The organism is Vibrio sp. MOR3, assembly GCF_001557775.1.
Classification (GTDB): domain Bacteria; phylum Pseudomonadota; class Gammaproteobacteria; order Enterobacterales; family Vibrionaceae; genus Vibrio; species Vibrio jasicida.
The window spans coordinates 105225-130639 of record NZ_LNRD01000011.1; the positions used below are offsets into that span (position 1 = coordinate 105225).

Sequence of the window (25415 nt, forward strand, 5' to 3'; positions counted from 1 at the left end):
TAAAAATCACTAAGATAGCTAACACGCCAAGAACGATACCAAACCACGGAATACGCTTAGTTTTCTTTTCACTCTGACACTTCTTGTCACCGTTACAACAACCCATTTTTCTATCTCTTGATTGATAACTGCCTGATTTGTGGTCATTATAACAAGGTCCGTTGCACCTTCCCAATTCGGCTATGTCATAAGCTTGAAAGAATCGTCGGTGCAAAGTAATAAAGGTTTGACGCTGTGGTATAAAGCGCTAGCCGTAACATCATCCGTAAGTTGGATTAATCCCATGCCGAACAATGTAAAAATCACGTCGAGTCACCGAGTGTTAGTTGTTGCACTACTCGCCGCTGCTTTTGCCTGCTATTTATTGGTTGAGCCCTATGTAAACTCAATCGTAATGGCCTTTATCATCTCGCTACTTATGTTCCCAATACATGAGTGGTTTGAGAGCAAAATGCCTAACCATAAAAACTTGGTCTCGCTACTCTCTTGTGTGGTTCTAACCTTTATTATTGTGATTCCATTGTTGTTTGTCTTTGCTGCTATCGTTCAGCAAGGTTCCGTCTTTTCTCAAAACACCTATAAGTGGGTGACCAATGGTGGAATCCAAGATATCTTCCAACACCCTTGGGTAGTCAAAGGTTTAGCACTGGTTAATGAGTACTTACCTTTCGATAAAATAGAACCTCAAGCTATCGCAGAGAAGATTGGTCAATTCGCCACATCATTTGGTTCAAACCTTGTAGCTATTAGCGCAAAAATCCTCGGTGATGCAACGAACTTCCTAATGGATTTCTTCCTAATGTTGTTCGTTTTGTTCTTCCTACTGCGTGACCACGACAAGATCATCTCGGCGATGCGCCATATTCTGCCGCTCTCTCGTAGCCAAGAAGACAAAATACTGACCGAAATTGAGCAAGTATCGAAATCTGCAGTTATGGGCTCGTTCTTAACCGCAATAGCGCAAGGTTTCGCTGGCGGTATCGGTATGTGGCTTGCTGGTTTTCCGGGCTTATTCTGGGGCACCATGATGGGCTTCGCCTCTTTCATTCCAGTGGTCGGTACCGCACTGATCTGGATTCCAGCAGCAGCCTACTTGTTCCTGACTGGTGACACCACTTGGGCAATCTTCTTGACGGTGTGGAGTATCGTTGTCGTTGGTTCGATCGATAACCTATTACGTCCATTGCTAATGCAAGGCAGCGCAGGTATGAACACGCTAATGATCTTCTTCTCGCTGCTGGGTGGTCTGCATCTATTTGGTTTAATTGGCCTTATTTACGGTCCACTGATCTTTGCCGTGACTATGGTTCTATTCAATATCTACGAAGAAGAGTTTAAAGACTTCCTCAACCAACAAGACAATAGCTAACAACCGCTTATTCACTTCAAGCTTGGGCCAGATTATGCGAAAATCTGGCCCTAATTATTTCTGATGAACCAAATTTATGTCTGCTTATATCGCTCCAAGCCAAATAGCTCAGCGTCAACTCGAGTATTTTAACGGAAAACACGTTTTAGTTGCTGGTGAAGTAGAAGACTTATTTCCACTGGAACTGGTGGATCACTGTGAGTCAGTTGAAGTATTCACTTCAAACTACAGCTATTACCGTCAAATCAGTACTTCTGAAAAAATCAAAAGCCATTTTGGTTCAGAGTTTGATGCCGATACGCAGGCAGACATGGTGTTACTGTACTGGCCAAAGGCAAAGCCAGAGGCGGAGTACCTACTCGCTATGTTAATGGCGAAGCTAGGCATCAACACTGAGATCGTAGTCGTCGGCGAAAATCGCTCCGGCGTGAAAAGCATTGAGAAGATGTTTAAAGGCTATGGTCCTGTGAAGAAGTACGACACGGCTCGTCGTTGTTCATTTTACTGGGGAACATGCTTGAGCGAGCCAAAGCCGTTTGATCAAGCAGAATGGTTTAAATCTTATACCATTACTCTTGGAGAACAATCCGTTGAAGTAAAAAGCCTTCCAGGTGTATTCAGCCATGGTGAATTTGACTTGGGTAGCCAATTACTTTTAGAAACGTTGCCAAACCTGTCAGGTAAAGTGCTCGACTTCGGTTGTGGTGCAGGTGTTTTAGGCGCATTTATGGCGAAAGCCAATCCAGAAATTGCGATTGAAATGTGTGACATCAACGCGTATGCCATCACTTCAAGCCAAGCAACACTCGAAGCGAACGGGTTATCAGGTCGTGTTTTTGCCTCAGATATCTACTCAGACACGGCTAAAGACTACCGTTTTATCATTAGTAACCCACCATTCCATAGTGGTTTAGACACCAACTATAACGCTGCCGAAACCTTACTTGGACAAGCACCACACTACATGACACGAGGTGGTGAAATGATCATCGTTGCAAACAGCTTCTTGAAATACCCTCCAATTATTGAGCAAACATTCAATAATTGCGAGACGCTAAATAAGACTAATAAGTTCTCGATTTACTACGCTAAAAAGCCTTAGCTTCTCTTTGCGCAGGTGAAATCCTGCGCATTTCTTACTTAAATTTCATTCAACTCTTCGAAAAACTGCGTCACTCCCCACGCTTTGCAATCAACTTTCTTGTCAAAGAAAAAAAACTCGTTAATTTTGTTAATTCTATCGAATCTAACTTCTTATCCGTTTTTAACGAGAACCTTGGCAAGCCCTAGTAATTTGGTCGCTGCCCTTTTATGAGTTGTAATCTTATTCATGTTTAAATTCTACAAAAAGCAGAAATTTAAGCGCCTGCAAAGCACGCTAATGACCGCGTTTTTGGTTCTTAGTATCACGCCTTTGACGATCACTGCGATTTTCTTCCTGCAGTCACACAGTAAAGATCTTCAAGAACAAAGTACCTCACACCTACTTTCTGTGCGTGACACGAAGCAACAACAGATCATCGACTACTTTGCGGCTCAAGAAACTGAGGTCATGGGCTTTGTTCGCTCAGAATTGGCGTATGCTAGTGGTGGTCGATTCTATGGTTTAGTCAATGCATTCAGTCGCCTAGGGCATGATATTGACGAAGCGAGAGAGAACGCACAGCAACGTTATATCCAAGGCAGTGGCGACCAGATAAAAACTTCAATTTTGCCAGAGTCCTCTAACTATGTTGGTAGTGAGCGTTATCGCCTATTACATAAACGCTACCACTGGGCGTACCTAGAACTGTTAAAGCGCTCTGACTTCAACGACATCTTGTTGGTCGACATTGACGGTAACGTGACTTATTCGATCAATAAAGATGACAATTACGGCACAAACTTACTGACTGGCAGCTATAAAGACAGCGCCTTGGGCCGAACATTCAAACGTCTGTCGGAGGACGTTAATGCGCGTCGTAAAGTCAATGAAGATTACACACCTGTTGTGTTTTCTGACTTTGAGATCGAAAACGGTAAGCAAGTCGCCTGGCTAGGTGCGCCGATTGTTCAGCAAGGTTACCTGCACAGCTATGCCATGTTCCGACTACCAAACAATGGCATTACAAAGCTAATTGCAGAAATTAACCGCGATTCTTCTATTGAGACTTTGTTGGTTGGCAGTGATCACAAACCTCGCACAATTAACACCAAGCAAGACAACATCCAAAACAGCCTAGAAATTATCGACAAAGCACTCGCGGGCGAAACCGAAGTAGGCACTTACAGCAACCGCTTAGGTGAAGAGATGATCGCGGCGTTTGCACCCATTGAAACTCGAGGTCTAACTTGGGCGCTAGTCGTGCAGCTTCCTGAAAAAGAAGCGTTTGCCCGTGTCCATCAGCTTGAGAAACTGTTTGTGATTGCGATGTTGATTGCAATTGTATTAGTCGTTATCGCTTCACATTACCTATCTAATTTCATCACTTCGCCGCTACTCAAGCTTACTTGGGCAGCAGAGAAAGTGTCTGCTGGTGACTTAGATGAGACGACCTTTAATACTCAGCGAAAAGATGAGATCGGGCGTCTTGCGATCAGCTTTGAACGTATGCAGCGCTCAATTCGAGAAAAGATTCAAACGATTAAACAACAAAACGAAGAGCTTGAGAGCAACATTAAGTTGATTCAAAAGCAAAACGAGGAGTTGCAATTAGCAGACAAACTCAAAGATGAATTCCTAGCAACTACGTCTCACGAATTGCGGACACCGCTACACGGCATGGTGGGGATTGCAGAGACATTGGTATCTGGCGCAAACGGTGCGATTCCTGCGAGCCAAAAATACCAGCTAGACATCATTATTAAGAGTGGTCAGCGCTTGGCAAATCTCGTTGATGATTTATTGGATTATCATAAGATGCGCTATGGCAGCATGGATATCCAAAAATCAGCGGTAAGCTTAGCAAGTGCAACACGTTTGGTACTGGAACTCTCTGGCCACCTGTTAGGTAACAAAACAATCCGCATCATTAACCAAGTCCCTGCGGATTTAAAAGCGGTCTCTGCCGATCCACAACGTATAGAGCAAGTGCTTTACAATTTGATTGGTAACGCAATTAAGTACACCTCAGAAGGTAAAATTGTCATCTCCGCAAATGTGGTGGACGATCAGGTGCGCGTCCAAGTCGTTGATACTGGCCAAGGTATCCCAGCGGAACATTTGGAGCACATCTTTGAACCGCTCATTCAGGCGGGCCAAGATGCAAGTCGTTACCGTCAGGGTGCAGGACTCGGCCTATCCATTAGCCGTCAGCTTATCGAGTTGATGGGCGGCTCACTGTATGTCAGTAGTCAACCAATGGTAGGAACAACCTTTAGCTTCACTTTACCTCTTGCAACAGAAGAGGAAATAAAAGCAACACAAACTCTGGCGGCTCGTGGTCACTTCCAAATCCCTGAAGCAAATTTGGAAAACACCGACGACTTATCTCTGCCAGAAAACCCGGATGGTCCACTACTCTACGTCGCAGATGATGAACCAGTAAACTTACGCGTTTTAGAGAGCTTCTTACGATTGGAAGGCTATCGAGTGCGTACGATTTCAGATGGCCCTGATACGCTAGCGTTAATTGAACAAGAGAAACCAGAGCTGTTGCTATTGGATATCATGATGCCAGGCATGAGTGGCTACCAGGTATGTAGCGAGTTACGTAACACTTACGACCACGCAGAACTGCCGATCATCATGTTAACGGCATTAAGCCAGACAGAAGATCGTGTAAGAGGCTTCGAGGCTGGTGCAAATGATTACTTGTCCAAACCATTTAATAAACAAGAACTAGCCGCTCGAATCCAAGCGCATTTGACAGCAAGCAAAGCCGAAATGCGTCACATGGAAAACAAGTTGCTTGAATCTGAGCTGCGTCAACGCGCAGAAGTCGAAGCCAGTTTACTTGAAACACAAGGACGTTTGTTAGAGCAACTTGAATCTGCTCCAGAGGCCATCATCTGTTTGCGAGAAGACCAACGAATTCGCTTTGCCAACGAGGCGGCTTGTAAACTCTTCAAACGCAGCCTAGAACAGTTAAAACGCTCATCAGCTGATGAACTCATTGCGCCAAAATTCTTAACCGTCAAGCAACCACACTACTGTGGCAAGATTGATATCTACATCGAAGATATTCGTCAAAACATTGAAGCAGACATTCTCAAACTGCCAGAAGGCTCTGGTTTAGACGTTATGTACATCTTTAACGTTGGTGGTGGAGCAAACGCAGCACGTATTCATAATCTGGAAACGGCAGTAGAAGTTCTTTCATGCTATGCGTTCGATGGAGACAAAGATCAACTACAAAAACTGAAAGAGTTGGGCGGAGAGTTTACTCGTCTTGCCGACAAAGCATTAGGCAATAAGAAAGATAAACAAGAGTTGATGCGTGAAGTACTGGTTGATGCGATGACACATGCTTTAGAATACTGGGAGTCCGTTACAGGAGAAACCAAGTTTGCTTTCGCTGAGCAAAGCGGCTTTTGGCGTGTTTACCTAGACCGCAGTACATTACAGACTCGAACACTTGATAAATACATGCGCATCGAAACTTTGCCAAAAACACCACGCTGGAGAACCGTTTTAAACTCGATAGAGTTTATTCTTGAGCACTGTAAAGAACAAAGCCCAGAACGTGCTTACATCGAAGCACAGCGGGACAAACTGCAAAGGCTCCTCACGAGCTAAGCATGCCTATTTTAATTCAAGCCCTGCCTCACGCAGGGCTTTTTTTGATAGTAAAAGCAGCCATCCTAGCTTCCACAGCAATGCTCAAATGTATTCACCTCATTCACCACTCAATAATGGACCACTTTCCCACCTCAGTCCTTCCTATAAGACTTGGAAGCAACATATCAGAATCATTTTTAAAAGATGATTAAACCAAGTTTTTTCTGGGCTGAGCGACGGCAAATAGCATCGTGTCATTTCGAACAAATACGCAGAAAAAACACTTCCTTTCCCCTATAAAAAAAGCATAATCAGCCGCCAAATTTCATCGCCGAAATGGGCTATTTTTTACTTTTAAAGGGAAAATTGACCAACAATTAACGGAGATTGCGAAGTCAATCACAACAGAACGGCAGATTAAATTTCACCTAGTTAATTAACAAAATTTTCGTGTGTGAGCCAGATCGCCAAAGCAAAGAGAACACAAAGCAAACATACAATAAAAGACCTATGACGTAAGCAACCACTAACACGCAGTATTTGTACGGATATAAACTGCGACACATATCAACGTTTGTTTTTTAGCCTGCAGAGACTTAAAAACGAACAAAATGACGTTTGTAACGTAGTTGGCTTAATTTTTAACGTTTTTAACGGGAATCGAGTTTGATTATTTTGTGGATAAGGTGTTTTCTTAGTCCTGCCTAAGGCCTACAGGCCACTCTTAGAGCGACACAATTTGAAGTGTAGTGAAGAGGTGGGCCTTGGAGAGTGTTTATCAATTGATGACATTCAATTCCATTAGTGAAATGAAAGCAAATAGTAAGGAACAGCTATGCTTGCCAATATTAAAAAAACAGCACTAGCAACAGCAATTATTGCAACGGCTACTACAGGTTTTGCATCAGTAGCTACAGCCGCTGAGCGCAGTGAACTGACTATCCACCCTAAAGAGTTTACAACTTTTGTTCGTAACTTTAACCCTTTCTTGGGTGCAACTAACCTGCACACAACTACTGACTTTATTTACGAGCCTCTAGTTGTTTTCAACGAAATGCACGGTAACACACCGGTATTCCGTCTAGCAGAAAACTTCCAAATGTCTGACGACCTAATGAGCGTAACTTTCGATATCCGTAAAGGCGTAAAATGGTCTGACGGCGAAGCGTTTACCGCTGATGACGTTGTTTACTCTTTCAACCTAGTTAAAGAGAAGCCAGAGCTAGACCAATCTGGTATCAACTCTTGGGTAACTGGCGTAGAAAAAGTTAACGATTACAAAGTTAAGTTCCGTCTAAGCGAAGCAAACTCAAACGTTCCTTACGAAATTGCTAAAGTACCAGTTGTACCTAAGCACGTATGGAGCAAAGTGAAAGATCCATCAACATTCACTAACGAAAATCCAGTAGGTTCTGGCCCATTCACAGTGATCGACACTTTCACTCCTCAACTGTACATCCAGTGTGAAAACCCGAACTACTGGGATGCAGCGAACCTAGACGTTGACTGTCTACGTGTTCCACAAATCGCAAACAACGACCAATTCCTAGGTAAAGTTGTAAACGGTGAGATGGACTGGACTTCTTCATTCGTTCCAGATATCGACCGTACTTACGCAGCAGCGAGCCCTAAACACCACTACTGGTACCCGCCAGCAGGTACACAGGCATTCGTTGTAAACTTCAAGAACCCAGATGCAGCGAAAAACGAAGCACTAACTAACGTTGACTTCCGTCGTGCATTCTCTATGGCTCTTGACCGTCAAACTATCATTGATATCGCTTTCTACGGCGGCGGTACTGTGAACGACTTCGCATCTGGCCTTGGCTACGCATTCGAAGCTTGGTCTGACGAAAAGACTCATGACAAGTTCAAAGCTTACAACTCATACAACGCTGAAGGCGCTAAGAAGCTTCTAGCTAAAGCTGGCTTCAAAGACGTAAACAAAGATGGTTTTGTTGACACTCCATCAGGTAAGTCTTTCGAGCTTCTAATCCAATCTCCAAACGGTTGGACTGACTTCAACAACACTGTACAGCTTGCTGTTGAGCAACTTGCAGAAGTAGGTATCAAAGCACGTGCTCGTACACCAGATTTCTCTGTGTACAACCAAGCAATGCTTGAAGGTACTTACGATGTTGCGTACACCAACTACTTCCACGGTGCAGACCCATACACTTACTGGAACAGTGCTTACAACTCAGCACTTCAGTCTGGCGACGGTATGCCTCGTTTCGCGATGCACTTCTACAAGAACGATAAGCTAGATGGCCTACTTAACAGCTTCTACAAAACAGCTGATAAGCAAGAACAGCTAGAAATCGCTCACGGTATCCAGCAAATCATCGCTCAAGACCAAGTGACTATTCCTGTATTGTCTGGTGCTTACATGTACCAATACAACACAACTCGCTTCACAGGTTGGTGGAACGAAGAAAATCCTAAGGGCCGTCCAAACATTTGGGCTGGTATCCCAGAGCGTCTACTTCACGTATTGGATCTAAAACCAGTTAAATAAGTAGAAGTTCATTTCTAGCGGCACACATCCCGTGTGCCGCCTATAAAAATCCCCTTGTGACCAAACCAACATATGGCGCTCGTCGTCAGGGGATTTTTCGCTCTAAATTTCGCTAGGAGCGACCTGAAACCAGAAACAGGGAAAAAATCTGGGTGAGTAAGGTGTGAGTTATGGGTTATTTTTTAAGACGTTTGTCGTTCTATCTTGTCGCGCTCTTGGTTGCAGCGACGTTAAACTTCATTATTCCGCGAGCAATGCCTGGTGACCCAGTTACCATGATGTTTGCTAACGCATCAGTACAGGTAACACCAGAGCGAATCGCAGCAATGAAAGAGCTGTTAGGTTTCGTAGATGGTCCAATTTATGTTCAATACCTGTCGTACATTAAAAACATTCTAAGCTGGGAGCTAGGTACTTCTATCCAGTTCTACCCGCTTTCAGTTAACTCTCTACTAGGCAGTGCATTTGGTTGGTCACTATTCCTAGCTGGTACGGCAGTTGTGCTTTCATTCTCTATTGCATCTGTACTGGGTATCTTTGCAGCATGGAAACGTGGTAGCAAATACGATGCATTTGTAACGCCTGGAACGCTGATTATCCAAGCAATCCCGCAAATGGTTATCGCGATGCTAGCGCTGTTTATTTTTGCAATCGGTCTTAAATGGTTCCCATCTGGTTACGCTTACACACCGGGTACCATTCCTGACTGGACAAGTTGGGAATTCATAAAGGACGTTGGTTATCACGCGGTTCTTCCATTGTTCTGTGCAACGATTGTTCAGATTGGTGGCTTCCTAGTAAATATGCGTAACAACATGATCAACCTTCTTGCTGAAGACTACATCACGATGGCAAAAGGTAAGGGTCTAAGCCAAAACCGTGTTGTATTTAACTATGCTGCACGTAACGCGCTACTACCAAGTGTTACTGCACTTTCAATGTCTCTAGGTATGGCAATCGGTGGTCAGCTTATCATCGAGATGATCTTCAACTACCCAGGCCTAGGCACGGTGCTTCTAAACGCAATTCACGCACGTGACTACCAAGTACTTCAAGGTCAGCTAATTATCATGACAATGTTCATGCTGTGCTTCAACTTAATGGCTGACATGCTGTACATGATTCTAGACCCTCGCCTACGTAAGGGAGGCAAATAATCATGAAAGAACTATTTAAACTGATTTTAGGTAACGCGTTCGCACGTGTTGGTTTAGCCATTATCGCTTTGTTTATCTTTGTTGCAGTGGCTGCTCCTTTAATTACTCAACACGCACCAGACAAACGCACGGGTAACCCACATGAATACCCTGGCTTTGTTGTAAAACAAGCGCAAAACAACCCTGATGGCTGGGTGGCTAAAAATCTAGCCGACGACCGTCGTACGCTTATCATGTCGAAAAAAGCGGACCACGTTCTAGGTACGTCTCGCATGGGTCGTGACATTTGGTCTCAAGTGGCATACGGCGCGCGAGTATCTCTAGGTGTTGGTTTCGGTGCGGGTATTATCGTGTGTTTCCTAGCGACGGTTATCGGTATCTCTGCTGGTTACTTTGGTGGTCGTGTTGATGACGTGTTAAGTGCTGCCATGAACATCATGCTAGTTATCCCACAACTGCCATTACTGTTCGTACTTGCCGCCTTTATCGGGGAGGCTGGACCACTCACCATTGCATTAATCATTGCCGGTACCTCCTGGGCTTGGGGTGCACGTGTGGTTCGAGCTCAAACCATGGCCTTGCGTGAAAAAGAATTTGTTAAAGCGGCTGAGGTTCTTGGTGAGTCATCTCTTCGTATCATCTTCGTTGAGATTCTACCAAACCTTATCCCAATCGTAGGTGCAAGCTTCATCGGTTCAGTAATGCTAGCAATCAACACAGAAGCTGTAATCTCGTTCCTAGGTCTGGGCGATGCGAACACCATCAGTTGGGGCATCATGCTGTACAACGTGCAAACCTCATCGGCGATGCTAATTGGCGCATGGTGGGAAGTTCTAGCACCTTGTATTGCACTAACGTTACTGGTTACAGGTCTTGCTCTACTTAACTTCGCCGTTGATGAAATTGCGAACCCGCAGCTTCGCTCTCACAAAGGCATGAAGCGCTGGAAGAAACTAGCAGCAAAAGACAAGAAAGAGCGTGAGCCTGAACTGGCACCACAAAATGCACTATGGAGCGGAGATAAATAATCATGACTGCACCACTAATTTCTATCCGTAACCTATGCGTAGACTACATTACAGATGCGGGCGATGTCCGCGCCTGTAACAACGTCAGCTTTGACATCGCACCCGGCGAAGTATTCGGCCTAGCAGGTGAATCAGGCTGTGGTAAATCGACTGTTGCCTTCTCGCTAATGCGCCTTCATAAGCCGCCAGCATTTATTACTGGTGGTGAGGTTATCTTCAATGGCGAAGATATCCTCCAGTACAGCGATGACCGTATGCAAGCGTTCCGTTGGAGCGAAATGTCGATGGTATTCCAGAGTGCGATGAACGCTTTGAACCCTGTTCTTACTATGGAAGAACAGTTCTGCGACGTCATCATGCGTCATACCAATATGACGCGTGCTCAAGCAAAAACACGAGCTGAAGGTCTGCTGGAAATCGTTGATATCCACCCAAGCCGCTTAAGCGACTACCCACACCAGTTCTCTGGTGGTATGCGTCAGCGTTTAGTAATCGCAATAGCTTTGGCTCTGAATCCAAAAATGATCATCATGGATGAACCAACTACCGCACTAGATGTAGTAGTTCAACGTGAAATTCTACAAAAGATTTACGCGCTTAAAGAAGAGTTTGGTTTCTCAATCCTGTTCATCACGCATGATTTGTCTTTGATGGTCGAGTTCTCTGACCGTATCGGCATCATGTACTCAGGTGAATTAATTGAAGTTGCACCTTCTAAGCAGATTCTGGAGAGTCCTTACCACCCTTACACCAAAGGTTTGGGTAGCTCTTTCCCTCCACTAACTGGTCCAAAGACCAAATTGACTGGTATTCCGGGTAACCCGCTGAACTTGCTAGAAGTGCCACAAGGTTGTCGCTTCCAAGCTCGTTGCGACCGCGTACATGAAGCATGTACACGAGTACCAACGCAACTACGTCAAATTGAACCAGGTCGTCTCTCAAATTGTCATTTGTACGGCGACACCATTGCTCAAGCTAAGGTTTAACAACAAAAAATAACGCTAGCTAAGAACAAAAATTACACTGGAGAGAATTATGAGCAAACAATTTGGCGAACTGCTGATTGAAGGTAAAAATGTCGTTAAGGACTTCCCTTTAAACAGTAACTCAATCAAACAATCTAAGATGCGTGCAATCAACGACGTATCTTTCAAAATGTACAAGAGCCGCGGCTTGTCAGTGGTAGGTGAGTCTGGTTCAGGTAAGTCTACTACTGCAAAAATGATTGCTAAAATGTACGCACCAACCGATGGCATCATCGAGTACAAAGGTCGTGATATTCAAGACATCACCTCTCGTCACGATTTGATGACTTACCGTGAAGGTGTGCAAATGGTATGGCAAGACCCGTTTGGCTCGCTAAACCCTACACACAACATCTTCCACCATATTGCTCGCCCACTTCTGATCCACAAGAAGGTATCACCGGGCAACAAAAAAGAGTTGGAAGAGCGCGTGTACAACCTACTAGAACAAGTTGGTCTGATTCCACCAAAAGAAACGGCGCAAAAGTTCCCACATCAACTTTCTGGCGGTCAACGCCAGCGCGTGAACTTGGCTCGTAATATTGCGGTTGGAGCAGAAGTGGTACTGGCTGACGAACCAACATCAATGCTTGACGTATCAATCCGTGCCGGTGTTCTTAACCTGATGGAAGAGATGAAATTTGAGAAACAAATGTCTCTTCTTTACATCACGCACGACATCGCGACAGCGCGTTACATCGCTGAAGATCTTGCGGTTATGTACGTCGGCCACATGGTTGAGTGGGGTGACACAGAGGAAATCATTCACGATCCTCAACACCCATACACGCAACTACTGGTTTCTGCCGTTCCTGATCCATCAAAGTCAATCCACGAGAAGTTGAAAGGCAACAAAGGCGAAATCCCACTTTGGACGCCAGAATCAGTTGGTTGTCCATTCGCAGGACGCTGTGTTCATGCCACAGACAAATGTCGTGAGCGACTGCCTGCTGTAACTCAGCTATCTGACAACCACTTTGTTCGTTGTTACTTATTTGAAGATTAATCATAACGAGGGTCAGGTATAAACCTGGCCCCTTTTTCCCTTTATATTTTATTGTTTCCCGGAGAAACTTGAATGCTGCTACTGATTAACCACATTGGTTACGAGCGTCTGGGCCCTAAAAAAGCGATCATCCAGACAAGCCAACCACGTCTGTCTTCTTATACTGCTTTATTGGTTTGTGCGGACAGCCACCAAACTGTCGCTACGCTAACAGTGGAAAAGCAAGGCAAAGTAGCGAGCTGGCATCAAGGTCATTTCTATCTTGTAGACTTTTCTTCATTTAATACTCCTGGTAACTACTACCTTCGTTTCGATCATTTGCGTTCATCTCACTTTGAAATTGGTGAACATATTCTTCTCGATCAAACACTATCTGACGTGATCCACTACTTTAAGTCTCAACGTTGTGGTGGCATTTTTGATCAACAAGATCGTCAGGTTCCACTGCTAAATTCCGACGAAACCGCAGATGTTCACGGCGGTTGGTATGACGCTTCAGGCGATGTCAGTAAATATCTGAGTCATTTGTCATACGCAAACTACCTAAACCCACAGCAGACACCAATGGTGGTGTGGAACATGTTGAAAGGTCTGTCTCTGCTTGAAGGCAACGACAAACTGGCTAAATTCACTTCTACTCGCCTTATTGAAGAAGCCCTGTTCGGTGCAGACTTCCTTGTTCGTATGCAAAACGAAAAAGGCTTCTTCTACATGACCGTGTTCGACAAGTGGAGTAAAGACACCGCTCAACGTGAAATCTGCGCCTACGAAACCCAACTTGGCCATAAGTTTGATGACTACCAAGCCGGTTACCGACAAGGGGCTGGCGTTAGCATTGCGGCATTAGCTTCAGCAGCACGTCTGGAGTTTCACGGTGAGTTCGACCAACAAAAATACCGTAATGCAGCAGAAAACGGCTACTGGCACTTAAAAGAGCACAACACCCAATATCTAAACGATGGTGAAGAGAACATCATCGATGAATACTGCGCATTGCTTGCAGCCGTTGAGCTATTCAAGACCACCAAAGAAACACGCTACCTAGAAGACAGCCGCATGTGGGCAAACCGTCTTTCTGCTCGTCAAATGAGTGATGAGCACATTCAACATTTTTGGGCTGCCAATCATGATGGCAGCCGCCCTTACTTCCATGCGGCAGAAGCAGGGCTTCCTGTTATCGCGCTATGTGAATACTTGGCGATTGAAGACGACTCTGAGCGCGCTTCAGTAGCAAAACAAATCATCACCCAAGCTTGTGAGTTTGAAGTCGCAATCACCCATAAAGTGAAGAACCCATTTGGTTACCCACGCCAATATGTAAAAGGCGTGGACGAATCGAAGCGTGATGCGTTCTTTGTGGCACACAACAATGAATCGGGTTACTGGTGGCAAGGTGAGAATGCTCGCTTAGGTTCACTGGCAACCATGGCGTATTTGGCGCAACCATTTATTGAGTCAGAAATTCTAAAGCAGCAGCTTTCTAAACTCGCACAAGATTCTATCAACTGGATTGTGGGCCTGAACCCGTACGACATGTGCATGTTGGACGGTCATGGCCGTAACAATCCGGACTACCTTCCTCAATATGGCTTCTTCAACGCAAAAGGTGGCGTTTGCAACGGTATCACCGGCGGTTTCGAAGATGAGGAAGACATTGCATTTAATCCACCAGCACAGAAAGACGACATGCTTCAGAACTGGCGTTGGGGAGAACAATGGATCCCGCATGGCGCTTGGTACCTACTCGCAGTAATGAGTCAGGCTCAGCACATCTCGACTTTAGCGAACTCTCAAGAAATTAAGGAGCAATAACCATGGGGATGTATTTTGTAGGTATTGACGGCGGCGGCACTTCATGTCGAGCCCGTATCAAAGACGCGCAAGGTAACTTCATTGGTGAAGCGAAAAGCGGAAGTGCAAACGTCATGCTGGGAGCGGAAGTCGCAATGGCATCCATTCTTGAATCAATAGCTTCAGCAGCGCAGCAAGGCGGCCTAACTCAGCAAGACTTTGCCTCTATGCACGTTGGCTTAGCTCTTGCGGGAGCTGAACACAAAACCTCTTGGCAAGCATTCATGGCTTTGGAACACCCATTTGCCAGTATGACACTCAACACTGATGCTTACGGTGCTTGTATTGGCGCACACAGCGGTAAAGATGGCGCAATCATGATTGCTGGAACCGGTTCTTGCGGTATTTTCCTGAAAGGCCTTGAGCAGCACGTTGTTGGTGGACGTGAGTTCCCGATCTCCGACCAAGGCGGCGGCGCAGTAATGGGATTACGCCTGATTCAACAAGTCTTGCTAGCAGAAGATGGCATCCGTGAAAAAACACCTCTAGCAGCGCATGTCATGGCTCATTTTGAAAATGACATCGACAACGTAGTGGCATGGTCCAAACAAGCTCTACCTCGCGATTACGGTCAATTTTCTCCTGCTATTTTCCAACATGCGGAACAAGGCGATGCACTGGCGATTGAAATGCTTAAGCAGACCGCAGCGGATATTGAGATGTTTCTGGTTGCGTTAAAAAAACGCGGGGCGACTCGTATTTGCTTAATGGGCAGTATTGCTGAACGCATCCTGCATTGGCTGTCACCGCCCGTTCAACAATGGGTGGTAGAGCCTCAATTTGATGCGATTGAAGGAGCTATTATGTTTGCTGGTAAACCAGAGCATAACCTTTACGCCGTGAGTGTTGAGTAGGAGTGAACATGGAATATCGTGTTGATTTAGTGGTCCTTTCTGAGCAAAAACAAAACTGCCGCTTTGGACTCACCTTTCATAACTTGAGCGACCAAGACCTAAACAGCTGGAGCTTAACTTTCGCTTTCGATCGTTACATTCTTCCAGACAGCGTTTCAAATGGTCAACTGACTCAAATTGGTAGCTTTTGCACACTAAAACCGGAAGGTATGGTACTGGCTGCCAACCATCACTATTACTGTGAATTCAGTATTGGTTCAAACCCATTCCGTTATTACTCGGATGGTTTTAATGAAGCGATGATCGACTTTGTCGTTGATGGAAATCCACAGCGCGCACAAGTGGATGTGACCCCTATCGTTTTAGCGTCACCTTACCGTGAACGCAGTGATATTCCAGCAAGCTTAACGCATGCACAGCCTTTATTACCAAAGCCCAACCATATTGAAGTGAGTGACCAGTCGTTTAGCTTCGATGAGCAAGTTGGTGTCGCGATATACACAGATTTAGCGAATTCAGCAAAAGCATGGTTGCTGGAAGAGCTTGAACGCATTCACCAATTCAAATTGTCTTCTTCTAACAGTGGGAAAATCTTATTCAAAAGTAACCCAACACTGGACGAAGGTACTTACAGACTTAAAGTATCTGAAGAGTCGATCAAGATTGAGGCAGGGTCTTCGTCTGGCTTTACCCATGCTTGTGCGACCTTATTGCAACTACTAAAACGAGACGAGAGTACCAACACTATGGAAGTGGTGTGCTGCTCTATCAAAGACAGTCCTCGCTTTCGCTACCGTGGTATGATGTTGGACTGCGCTCGTCATTTCCACTCGGTAGAGCAAGTAAAACGCCTCATCAATTTGTTGGCACATTACAAATTCAATACCTTCCATTGGCACCTAACGGACGATGAAGGTTGGCGTATCGAGATTAAGTCCTTACCTCAACTAACAGACATTGGCGCTTGGCGTGGTATCGATGAAACCATCGAACCGCAATACACCCATTTAACTCAGCGTTACGGCGGTTTCTACACTCAAGAGCAAATTAAAGACGTGGTGGCTTTTGCAGCACAGCGTGGCATCACTATCATCCCTGAAATTGACGTTCCTGGGCATTGCCGCGCAGCAATCAAATCTCTGCCACACCTACTTGTTGAAGCGGAAGACAAAACCGAATATCGCAGCATTCAGCACTATAACGATAATGTCATCAACCCCGCTCTGCCGGGTAGTTACGAGTTTATCGACAAAGTACTTGAAGAAGTAGCAGCTCTATTCCCAGCGCCTTATGTCCATATTGGGGCAGACGAAGTTCCTAATGGCGTGTGGTCTAAGAGCCCTTCTTGCCAAGCTCTTATGGAGCAATTGGGTTATACCGATTACAAAGAGCTACAAGGGCACTTCTTACGTCATGCAGAAGACAAGCTACGAAAATTAGGCAAACGAATGGTAGGTTGGGAAGAAGCCCAACACGGCAACAAAGTGAGTAAAGATACAGTGATCTACTCATGGCTAAGCGAAGAAGCTGCATTGAACTGCGCTCGCCAAGGTTTTGATGTAGTGCTGCAACCAGCACAAACCACCTACCTCGACATGACCCAAGACTATGCACCAGAAGAGCCAGGTGTTGACTGGGCAAACCCATTGCCATTAGAGAAAGCATACAACTATGAGCCATTAGCAGAAGTCCCTGCTGATGACCCAATCAGAAAGCGCATTTGGGGCATTCAAACTGCCTTGTGGTGCGAAATCATCAACAACCCATCGCGTATGGACTACATGATTTTCCCTCGCTTAACAGCCATGGCAGAAGCATGTTGGACTGAAAAACAACACCGCGATTGGACCGACTATTTATCACGTTTGAAAGGGCACCTTCCTCTGCTTGATTTGCAGGGAGTGAATTACCGTAAACCGTGGAAGTAATACCAAGCTAGATGACAATACATCTTGCTTAAAGAATTATTAAATTTGACTGCAAACGCAGTATTGTAAAAAGGAAATACACAAATGAAATACGGCTATTTCGATAACGAGAATCGCGAATACGTCATCACTCGCCCTGACGTACCAGCGCCATGGACTAACTACCTAGGTACTGAGAAGTTCTGTACCGTTATCTCGCACAACGCAGGCGGCTACTCGTTCTATAACTCTCCAGAATACAACCGTGTTACTAAATTCCGTCCAAACGCGACATTCGATCGTCCTGGGCACTACGTTTACTTACGTGATGATGAGACAGGTGATTACTGGTCAATCTCTTGGCAACCAGTTGCAAAAAGCCTAGATGAAGCAAACTACGAAGTTCGCCATGGCTTGTCTTACTCTAAGTTCAAATGTGAATACAACGGTATTACAGCAACGAAAACCCTATTCGTACCAAAAGGCGAAGACGCTGAAGTTTGGGATGTGGTTATCAAGAACACTTCAGACAAGCCGCGCACAATCAGTGCATTCTCGTTTGTAGAATTTTCGTTCAGCCATATTCAATCAGACAACCAAAACCACCAGATGTCTCTGTACTCTGCAGGCACGTCTTACAATGAAGGTGTGATTGAATACGACTTGTACTATAACACCAACGATTTCGAAGGTTTCTACTACCTAGCTTCAACGTTTGACCCAGATTCATACGACGGCCAACGTGACAGCTTCCTAGGTCTATACCGCGACGAAGCAAACCCACTAGCAGTAGAACAAGGTAAATGTTTTAACACCGCACAAACGTGTTACAACCACTGTGGCTCTCTACACAAGCAATTTACTATCCAACCAGGTGAAGAAGTTCGTTTCGCATACATCCTAGGTATCGGTAAAGGCAACGGCGACCGCCTTCGCGCTAAATACCAAGATCTCGCTGAAGTAGACAATGCATTTGCGGGCATCAAAGCACACTGGGATGAGCGTTGTAATAAATTCCAAGTGAAATCACCAAACGAAGGTCTAGATACCATGATCAACGCTTGGACCCTATACCAAGCAGAAACTTGTGTTGTGTGGTCTCGCTTTGCTTCGTTCATCGAAGTGGGTGGTCGTACTGGTCTTGGCTACCGCGATACAGCGCAAGATGCGATTTCCGTTCCTCACGCCAACCCAGCAATGACCCGCAAGCGTCTTGTTGACCTACTTCGTGGCCAAGTGAAAGCAGGTTACGGTCTGCACCTGTTCGATCCAGACTGGTTCGATCCTGAGAAAGCTGATGTTAAGCCATCTAAATCTCCAACCGTCGTTCCAACGCCTTCTGATGAAGACAAGATCCACGGCATCGAAGACACGTGTTCAGATGATCACCTATGGCTAGTTCCAACCATCTGTAAGTACGTGATGGAAACGGGTGAGCACAGTTTCTTTGACGAAGTGATCCCTTACGCAGATGGCGGCGATGCAAGCGTTTATGACCATATGAAAGCAGCACTAGATTTCTCGGCTGAATACGTCGGTCAAACGGGTATCTGTAAAGGTCTGCGCGCAGACTGGAACGACTGTCTGAACCTCGGTGGTGGCGAATCTTCAATGGTATCGTTCCTTCACTTCTGGGCACTGCAAGAGTTTATCGACCTAGCGAAATACCTAGGCAAAGAAGCGGATGTTGAGAAATACACGGAAATGGCAGCAAACGTACGTGAAGCGTGTGAAACACATCTTTGGGACGACGAAGGCGGTTGGTACATCCGTGGTCTGACGAAGAATGGTGACAAGATCGGTACAGCGCAACAAGCGGAAGGCCGAGTGCACCTTGAGTCAAACACGCTAGCAGTACTTTCTGGTGCGGTTTCTCAAGAGCGCGGTGAAAAAGCGATGGACGCAGTCGATGAGAACCTGTTCTCTGAGTACGGTCTGCATCTAAACTCACCATCATTTGCAACGCCGAACGATGACATCGGTTTCGTGACTCGTGTTTACCAAGGCGTAAAAGAGAACGGTGCAATCTTCTCGCATCCAAACCCATGGGCTTGGGTAGCTGAAGCGAAACTGGGTCGTGGTGATCGTGCAATGAAATTCTACGATGCACTTAACCCATACAACCAGAACGACATCATCGAAAAACGTATTGCAGAACCATACTCATACGTGCAGTTCATCATGGGTCGTGACCACCAAGACCACGGTCGTGCAAACCACCCATGGTTAACAGGTACATCTGGCTGGGCATACTTCGCAGTTACCAACTTTATCCTTGGTGTGCGAACAGGCTTTGATGGTCTGACTATCGATCCATGTATCCCAACGAACTGGCCAGGCTTCGAAGTGACTCGCCAATGGCTAGGTGCAACGTACAACATCAAAGTCGTTAACCCAGACTCAGTAAGCAAAGGCGTTAAGTCGATTACTGTGAACGGTGAAGCAGTAAATGGTGCCTCTGTACCAGTTCAAGCGGAAGGTTCAGTAAACGAAGTTATCGTTACTCTAGGTTAATCATCTCTTAGGGGAGAGCTTCTCCCCTTTTGATTTATCCGATGCACTTGAATTCGATAAGTGCATCGGTTCGCTAGCAAAGATTTAAGAAGCGGTGGGACGCCGCTCTTATCGAGGATCGAATCATGATCAAATTTGGTACAGGCGGCTGGCGTGCATTTATCGGTGAGGAGTTCACTAAAGATAATGTACGTTTGGTTGCTCAAGCAGTCGCAAACATTACCAACGCTGAGTCCGTTGCTGATCGCGGCTTTATTATCGGTTATGACCGCCGTTTTCTTTCTGATAAAGCTGGTCGCTGGTTTGCCGAAGTTTTGGCGGCAAATGGCATCGTAGTTAGCTTTATCGATAAGTTCGTGCCGACGCCTATCGTGATGTTTAAAGCAAAAGAGATGGGCTGTGCATACTCTGCGTGTATTACAGCCTCACACAACCCTGCGGATTATAACGGCATCAAAGTCTTCATCGAAGGTGGTCGTGATGCCGATGAAATCATCACAGAAAAAATTGAGTCTCAAATCGCAACGCTTACAGCACAAGATGTGAAAAGCGTCGATTTTGATCAGGCAGTACAAGACAAACTGATTGATATTATTAACCCGATGAACGAATTCGTCGATTCGATCATCGACTTTATCGACATTGAAGCCATCAAAAAAGCGAACCTTCGCGTTTTGGTCGACCCGATGTTTGGTGTTGCTAAAAATGCGCTGCAAACCGTATTGATTAATGGCCGCTGTGAAGTAGACGTAATCAACGACGGTAAGAACCCTGATTTTGGCGGCTTAATGCCATCACCAAGTGCTGCAACCCTTTACCGCTTGATGCACCTTGTCGAGCAAGAAGGCTATGACATCGGTATTGGTACCGATGGTGATGCGGACCGTCTTGGTATTATCGACGAGAAAGGCAACTTTATTCACCCGAATGAAGTGCTACTACTGCTTTACTACTACTTGCTCGAATACAAAGGTTGGACCGGTTCAGTAGTGCGTAATATCGCAACAACACACTTGTTAGACAAAGTTGCGGAAGACCACGGTGAGAAGTGCTTTGAAGTACCTGTAGGCTTTAAGCACATCAGCTCTCAAATGGAAGCTGACGACTCACTAATTGGCGGTGAAAGCTCTGGCGGCTTAACTATTCGTGGCCATATTAAAGGCAAAGATGGTGTATTTGCATCAAGCCTATTAGTAGAAATGATTTCAGTCACTGGTAAGAAACTGTCTGAGTTACTGGATGAAATCTACGGCAAATACGGATATGCCTACATGGCAGAAGGCGATTGCAAGTTCAAACCTGCGCAAAAAGAAGTGCTATTCAACAAGATTTATGTTGAGAAGCAGTTGCCTGAGTTTGAATTTGAGATCGAGAAAGTCAGCTACGAAGACGGTGCGAAAGTGTACTTCAAGAACGGCGGTTGGATTATTGCTCGCTTCTCAGGTACTGAGCCACTACTACGAATTTTTGCAGAAATGCAAGATAAGGACACTGCAGAACGTGTTCTTCAACAGTTTAAGGACTTCTTGTCTATATAACTGAACCTTGTGCTCGTTTTGAGCACAATCCTATAGGTGAAGAACACTTGCCCGGCATCAGCGCCGGGCCTTTTTATTTTATAGATGTAAACATTACGCGAAAGCTAATACACCTTGGGTTTCAACTTTTACTATCACACTATCCCCGACATTCAACGCCTGAGCTGAAGTAGCCAACAGTCGGTCACCATTGACATCTATCACGTAGCGACAGTGATCCCCCATAAAGTGCTGTTCAAGTACTTTGATTGCACTCTCTTCATCCGCAGTAATTTGAACATGTTGAGGACGAAGCAGTAATGCACACTCATCATCTACTTGGATTTCCTGCTGAGCATTGGCTTCCACCACACCTAAGTGGGTTTGATATTCATTGTCGGAAATTCTCTTCGCAACAAGGTAGCTACCACCACCTAAGAAGTCCGCAACAAATTTGCTCGAAGGCTGGTAGTAAAGTTCAGATGCCGTGCCGTACTGCTCAATCACACCATGGTTCATCACTGCCATCTTATCGGCAAAAGCAAACGCTTCTTCACGGCTATGGGTGACAAAAATCGCGGTAACCCCCTGTTCTTTGAAGATTTTACGGATCTCACGGATCAGTTCATGACGAACTTGGGTATCAATATTGGAAAACGGTTCATCCAACAACAGAAGGTCTGGTTTGTAAGCCAATGAACGAGCAATCGCCACACGTTGCTGCTGACCGCCAGAAAGTTGGTGAGGATAACGGTCACCATAACCTTTAAGGTGAACCAAGCTGAGCATCTCTTCGACTTTAATCAGCTTTTGCTGCGCCGTTTCATTCTTCAAACCAAAAGCAATGTTCTCAGCGACTGTCAGGTGCGGGAACAAAGCGTAATCTTGGAAGATCATACCGATATTACGCTGCTCTGGTGGTAGCCAGTTTTTACCGTCATCAATCGTAAGACAGTTCAAACTCATTTGACCTGAACTCAAAGGAAGCAGGCCAGCAATCGCTTTCAAAAGCGTTGTCTTACCGCAGCCACTCGCGCCAAGTAGGCAGACAATCTGCCCTTGCTCAACTTCGAGAGAAAGTGATTCAAGGACAGTCTGATCGTCATACTGACAAGTTAGGTTTTTAATCGATAATGCGCAGCTCATCAGTGACTTTGCTCCAGTGAACGGTTAACAACAACAAGCGGGATCAACCCAACGAGAACCAGTAATACAGCCGGAAGTGCGGCAAGCTCTAAATGCTCATCCGAAGCGAAGTTGTATACATACGTCGCTAAGGTTTCAAAGTTAAATGGTCGTAATAGTAATGCAGCATTGAGCTCTTTCATTGACTCAATAAACACCAACAAACCAGCAATTAGGGCACCACGTTTAACCAACGGGAAATGCACTCGCCAAAGCATGGTATTTGGCGTACAGCCCATGGTACGGGAAGCCATATCCAACGATGGAGAGATCTTATTTAAGTTACTTTCCACACTGCCAATTGCAACAGCCGAGAAACGTACCACCATCGCGAAAATCAGCGCAAACATAGAACCAGAGAAAATAAGCCCAGGTCTACCCCATTCCATCGCTTTCGCAATATCGTTAACACGGTGATCCATAAACAACACAGCAACCATCACACCGATAGCCAGTACCGTACCAGGGACGGCATAGCCCAACGAAGACAAACGCATAAACGCCAAGCTAGAGCGGCCGCCATTTACGCGTTGACTGAAGTTCACAGTCAACGCAATCGCAACACCAATGATTGCAGCCACGACTGACACCACCAAACTGTTCCATGCGTATTCACGAAACTCCGGCGTCCAACTTTGTGCAAAGTAAGTGATGGCGTAATCAATTAACTGTAGCAATGGGAAGATAAACGCGATTGCCACCAAGCCCCAACACCAAATTAATGCGCCCCACTTTCGCCAACCTCGTAGCTCATAACGGAAATCTTCATGGCTATTAAACTGGCTTTGGAACAGCTTCTGCTTACGGCGGCTGTAGCGCTCTGCACTCAATAACAACACTACAATCATCAACATCATTGCTGAGATTTTCGCGGCTGCATTGAGGTTCGAATACCCAAGCCAAGTATCGTAAACCGCCGTAGTAAGCGTGTTCACAGCAAAATAGCTGACGGTTCCGAAGTCACCGATGGTTTCCATCGCTACCAGAGACAAACCAACAGCGATAGAGGGTCTTACAAGCGGTAAAGAGATACGCCAAAAGCTTTCCCAAGGGGAACATTTTAACAAGCGAGCACTCTGCAGTAGAGAAACGTTCTGCTCCATAAATGCAGCACGACAAAGCAAGTAAACGTATGGGTAAAGAACAAGAGAAAGAACGAAGGTCGCACCACCTAAGGTCCGAATATCAGGGAACCAATACTCACCTGGGCCCCATCCCGTTATATCACGTAAGAAGATTTGAATTGGCCCAGCAAAATCAAACCAATCCGTAAAAATGTAACCAATGATATAACCCGGCATCGCAAGTGGTAGAACTAAGGCCCACTGCAACCACTTCTCAGTTGGCAATTTACACATCGCCATAAACCAAGCACTTGGAATACCCAGAATCAAAGAAAGAAGCATCACACCTGCAGTCAGAACTACGGTGTTATAGATATAGGTAGGCATGACCGTCGACATCAAGTGTGTGAACAAGTCATCTGTCTCGCCAATGGCGGTATAGAAGATCGCTAAGATCGGCAAAACCAGTAACAGGGTGATAGCCCCACTACTGGTTTTCCATAGAGAATGTTTATTCTTCATTGCCTAAATACTGCAAGGCTTTATGAAATACAAATGCGGCTGCAAATACATCTCATATCCTTTAATAAAATGGGGGTACAGTTATACCCCCACATGGAATTAAAGGTCAAATTTCACTTCATCTAGTAGCTTGATTGCTGCTTCATGGTGAGAAGCAATATCATCTAGAGAAATCGTATCTGCTTTGTAGTCACCCCAAGATTCCACAAGCTCAGAACGCTTAACACCTTCCTTCACTGGGTACTCGTAGTTTACTTCTGCGTACATTTGCTGCGCTTTGTCACCCGTTAGGAATTCCATAAGCTTCAAAGCGTTGTCTTTGTTTGGAGAGAACTTCGCCATCGCCATACCAGAGATGTTCACGTGCGTACCTGTTGTCTCTTGGTTAGGGAAGTTGATGTATACCGCGTCTGCCCAAGCTTTTTGCTCTTTGTCGTTAACCATCTTACCTAGGTAGTAGCTGTTACCTAGAGAAACGTCACATAGACCTTCTTTGATTGCTTTAACTTGAGCACGGTCGTTACCTTGAGGCTTACGAGCTAGGTTCGCTTTTACGCCTTCTAGCCACTCTTTAGTCTCAGCTTCACCGTGGTGAGCGATCATAGAAGATACTAGAGATACGTTGTAAGGGTGCTTACCGCTACGAGTACAGATTTTGCCTTTGAACTCAGGCTTTGCTAGGTCAGCGTAGTTGAAGTCGTCACCTAGTTTGCCAACACGGTCACGTGAAGAGTAAACGTTACGAGTACGTAGAGTCAGAGCAAACCACTCGTTTTCTTTGTCTTGGTACTGTGCTGGTACGTTTTCTTCGATGATTTTGCTGTCTACCTTTTGAACCAGACCTTTGTTTGTCAGTTCAGCTAGACGGCTGATATCTGTAGTAAGGATTACGTCAGCTGGGCTGTATTCGCCTTCTTGAGCCAACTTCTCTGCTAGACCTTTTTTCGCAAACTTCACGTTTACTTTAATGCCAGTATCTTTAGTGAACTCATTGAACATAGGTTCAACTAGGAAAGGTTGACGGTAAGAGTACACGTTCACTTCTTCAGCAGCCATTGCCGTTGGAGCCAGAGTAGCGCAAGTAATCGCTGAAAGAGTTAGCAGTTTTTTCATTGTTTAATCCTTTACCATGCTAATGATAACGTTTATCAGTTGCGTTATTATATGCATGTTCAATAAGAAAACAATTAATCAATAAA

The 25415-nt window shown here is 45.3% G+C and carries 16 protein-coding genes; 13 read left to right on the forward strand and 3 right to left on the reverse strand.

Annotated features, from left to right (window positions below):
- Window positions 1-283: 283 nt before the first annotated feature.
- The 13 genes from ATB76_RS19350 (at window position 284) to ATB76_RS19410 (ending at window position 21466) form a co-directional block, all read left to right on the forward strand.
- Complete coding sequence (locus ATB76_RS19350) at window positions 284-1369, forward strand: AI-2E family transporter (RefSeq protein ID WP_038865847.1); 1086 nt, start codon at window positions 284-286, stop codon at window positions 1367-1369.
- A 76-nt stretch (window positions 1370-1445) separates the two neighbouring features.
- Window positions 1446-2471, forward strand: a complete 1026-nt coding sequence (gene rsmC / locus ATB76_RS19355) for a 16S rRNA (guanine(1207)-N(2))-methyltransferase RsmC (RefSeq protein ID WP_061035965.1) — start codon at window positions 1446-1448, stop codon at window positions 2469-2471.
- A gap of 228 nt (window positions 2472-2699) precedes the next feature.
- Complete coding sequence (locus tag ATB76_RS19360; protein ID WP_042603154.1) at window positions 2700-6086, forward strand: response regulator; 3387 nt, start codon at window positions 2700-2702, stop codon at window positions 6084-6086.
- Window positions 6087-6903: 817 nt separating this feature from the next.
- Window positions 6904-8586, forward strand: a complete 1683-nt coding sequence (locus tag ATB76_RS19365; RefSeq protein ID WP_038865843.1) for an ABC transporter substrate-binding protein — start codon at window positions 6904-6906, stop codon at window positions 8584-8586.
- 170 nt (window positions 8587-8756) lie between these two features.
- Window positions 8757-9743, forward strand: a complete 987-nt coding sequence (locus ATB76_RS19370) for an ABC transporter permease (RefSeq protein WP_038865841.1) — start codon at window positions 8757-8759, stop codon at window positions 9741-9743.
- A gap of 2 nt (window positions 9744-9745) precedes the next feature.
- The gene (locus ATB76_RS19375; RefSeq protein WP_038878949.1) at window positions 9746-10771 is read left to right on the forward strand and encodes an ABC transporter permease; all 1026 of its coding nucleotides are present in this window, start codon (window positions 9746-9748) and stop codon (window positions 10769-10771) included.
- Between the two features lie 2 nt (window positions 10772-10773).
- Window positions 10774-11757 carry an ABC transporter ATP-binding protein gene (locus tag ATB76_RS19380; protein WP_005386550.1) on the forward strand — a complete coding sequence of 328 codons (984 nt, stop codon included), beginning with the start codon at window positions 10774-10776 and terminating at the stop codon, window positions 11755-11757.
- A 49-nt stretch (window positions 11758-11806) separates the two neighbouring features.
- Window positions 11807-12802: an ABC transporter ATP-binding protein gene (locus ATB76_RS19385; protein ID WP_038878947.1), complete on the forward strand. Its 996-nt coding sequence runs from the start codon at window positions 11807-11809 to the stop codon at window positions 12800-12802.
- A 72-nt stretch (window positions 12803-12874) separates the two neighbouring features.
- Window positions 12875-14614, forward strand: coding sequence for a glycoside hydrolase family 9 protein (locus ATB76_RS19390; RefSeq protein WP_061035966.1), 1740 nt, complete (start codon window positions 12875-12877; stop codon window positions 14612-14614).
- Between the two features lie 2 nt (window positions 14615-14616).
- On the forward strand, window positions 14617-15507 hold the full coding sequence (locus tag ATB76_RS19395; RefSeq protein WP_042603150.1) for an N-acetylglucosamine kinase: 891 nt from the start codon (window positions 14617-14619) through the stop codon (window positions 15505-15507).
- 8 nt (window positions 15508-15515) lie between these two features.
- Entirely contained in the window at window positions 15516-17435 is a 1920-nt protein-coding gene (locus ATB76_RS19400) for a family 20 glycosylhydrolase (RefSeq protein ID WP_061035967.1), read from the forward strand.
- Window positions 17436-17519: 84 nt separating this feature from the next.
- On the forward strand, window positions 17520-19928 hold the full coding sequence (locus ATB76_RS19405; RefSeq protein WP_045405520.1) for a N,N'-diacetylchitobiose phosphorylase: 2409 nt from the start codon (window positions 17520-17522) through the stop codon (window positions 19926-19928).
- 125 nt (window positions 19929-20053) lie between these two features.
- A complete protein-coding gene (locus ATB76_RS19410; protein WP_061035968.1) occupies window positions 20054-21466 on the forward strand; it encodes a phosphoglucomutase/phosphomannomutase family protein in 1413 nt (470 codons plus the stop codon).
- Window positions 21467-21559: 93 nt separating this feature from the next.
- Here ATB76_RS19410 and ATB76_RS19415 read toward each other — a convergent pair whose 3' ends face one another.
- The 3 genes from ATB76_RS19415 to ATB76_RS19425 all read right to left on the reverse strand — a co-directional run bounded on the left by ATB76_RS19415 (window position 21560) and on the right by ATB76_RS19425 (window position 25329).
- The gene (locus ATB76_RS19415; protein ID WP_061035969.1) at window positions 21560-22591 is read right to left on the reverse strand and encodes an ABC transporter ATP-binding protein; all 1032 of its coding nucleotides are present in this window, start codon (window positions 22589-22591) and stop codon (window positions 21560-21562) included.
- Window positions 22591-24216, reverse strand: coding sequence for an iron ABC transporter permease (locus ATB76_RS19420; RefSeq protein WP_038865820.1), 1626 nt, complete (start codon window positions 24214-24216; stop codon window positions 22591-22593). The genes ATB76_RS19415 and ATB76_RS19420 overlap by 1 nt, the downstream gene beginning before the upstream one ends.
- 99 nt (window positions 24217-24315) lie before the next feature.
- Window positions 24316-25329 carry a Fe(3+) ABC transporter substrate-binding protein gene (locus ATB76_RS19425; protein WP_061035970.1) on the reverse strand — a complete coding sequence of 338 codons (1014 nt, stop codon included), beginning with the start codon at window positions 25327-25329 and terminating at the stop codon, window positions 24316-24318.
- Between the last annotated feature and the right edge of the window lie 86 nt (window positions 25330-25415).

Bases quoted from the DNA above. Each gene is read 5' to 3' on its own strand.
- ATB76_RS19420 (WP_038865820.1), bottom strand. From the start codon at position 24,216: ATGAAGAATAAACATTCTCTATGGAAAACCAGTAGTGGGGCTATCACC.
- ATB76_RS19365 (WP_038865843.1), top strand. From the start codon at position 6,904: ATGCTTGCCAATATTAAAAAAACAGCACTAGCAACAGCAATTATTGCA.
- ATB76_RS19350 (WP_038865847.1), top strand. From the start codon at position 284: ATGCCGAACAATGTAAAAATCACGTCGAGTCACCGAGTGTTAGTTGTT.
- ATB76_RS19380 (WP_005386550.1), top strand. From the start codon at position 10,774: ATGACTGCACCACTAATTTCTATCCGTAACCTATGCGTAGACTACATT.
- ATB76_RS19385 (WP_038878947.1), top strand. From the start codon at position 11,807: ATGAGCAAACAATTTGGCGAACTGCTGATTGAAGGTAAAAATGTCGTT.
- ATB76_RS19375 (WP_038878949.1), top strand. From the start codon at position 9,746: ATGAAAGAACTATTTAAACTGATTTTAGGTAACGCGTTCGCACGTGTT.
- ATB76_RS19415 (WP_061035969.1), bottom strand. From the start codon at position 22,591: ATGAGCTGCGCATTATCGATTAAAAACCTAACTTGTCAGTATGACGAT.
- ATB76_RS19425 (WP_061035970.1), bottom strand. From the start codon at position 25,329: ATGAAAAAACTGCTAACTCTTTCAGCGATTACTTGCGCTACTCTGGCT.
- ATB76_RS19410 (WP_061035968.1), top strand. From the start codon at position 20,054: ATGATCAAATTTGGTACAGGCGGCTGGCGTGCATTTATCGGTGAGGAG.
- ATB76_RS19360 (WP_042603154.1), top strand. From the start codon at position 2,700: ATGTTTAAATTCTACAAAAAGCAGAAATTTAAGCGCCTGCAAAGCACG.
- rsmC (WP_061035965.1), top strand. From the start codon at position 1,446: ATGTCTGCTTATATCGCTCCAAGCCAAATAGCTCAGCGTCAACTCGAG.
- ATB76_RS19390 (WP_061035966.1), top strand. From the start codon at position 12,875: ATGCTGCTACTGATTAACCACATTGGTTACGAGCGTCTGGGCCCTAAA.
- ATB76_RS19370 (WP_038865841.1), top strand. From the start codon at position 8,757: ATGGGTTATTTTTTAAGACGTTTGTCGTTCTATCTTGTCGCGCTCTTG.
- ATB76_RS19405 (WP_045405520.1), top strand. From the start codon at position 17,520: ATGAAATACGGCTATTTCGATAACGAGAATCGCGAATACGTCATCACT.
- ATB76_RS19400 (WP_061035967.1), top strand. From the start codon at position 15,516: ATGGAATATCGTGTTGATTTAGTGGTCCTTTCTGAGCAAAAACAAAAC.
- ATB76_RS19395 (WP_042603150.1), top strand. From the start codon at position 14,617: ATGGGGATGTATTTTGTAGGTATTGACGGCGGCGGCACTTCATGTCGA.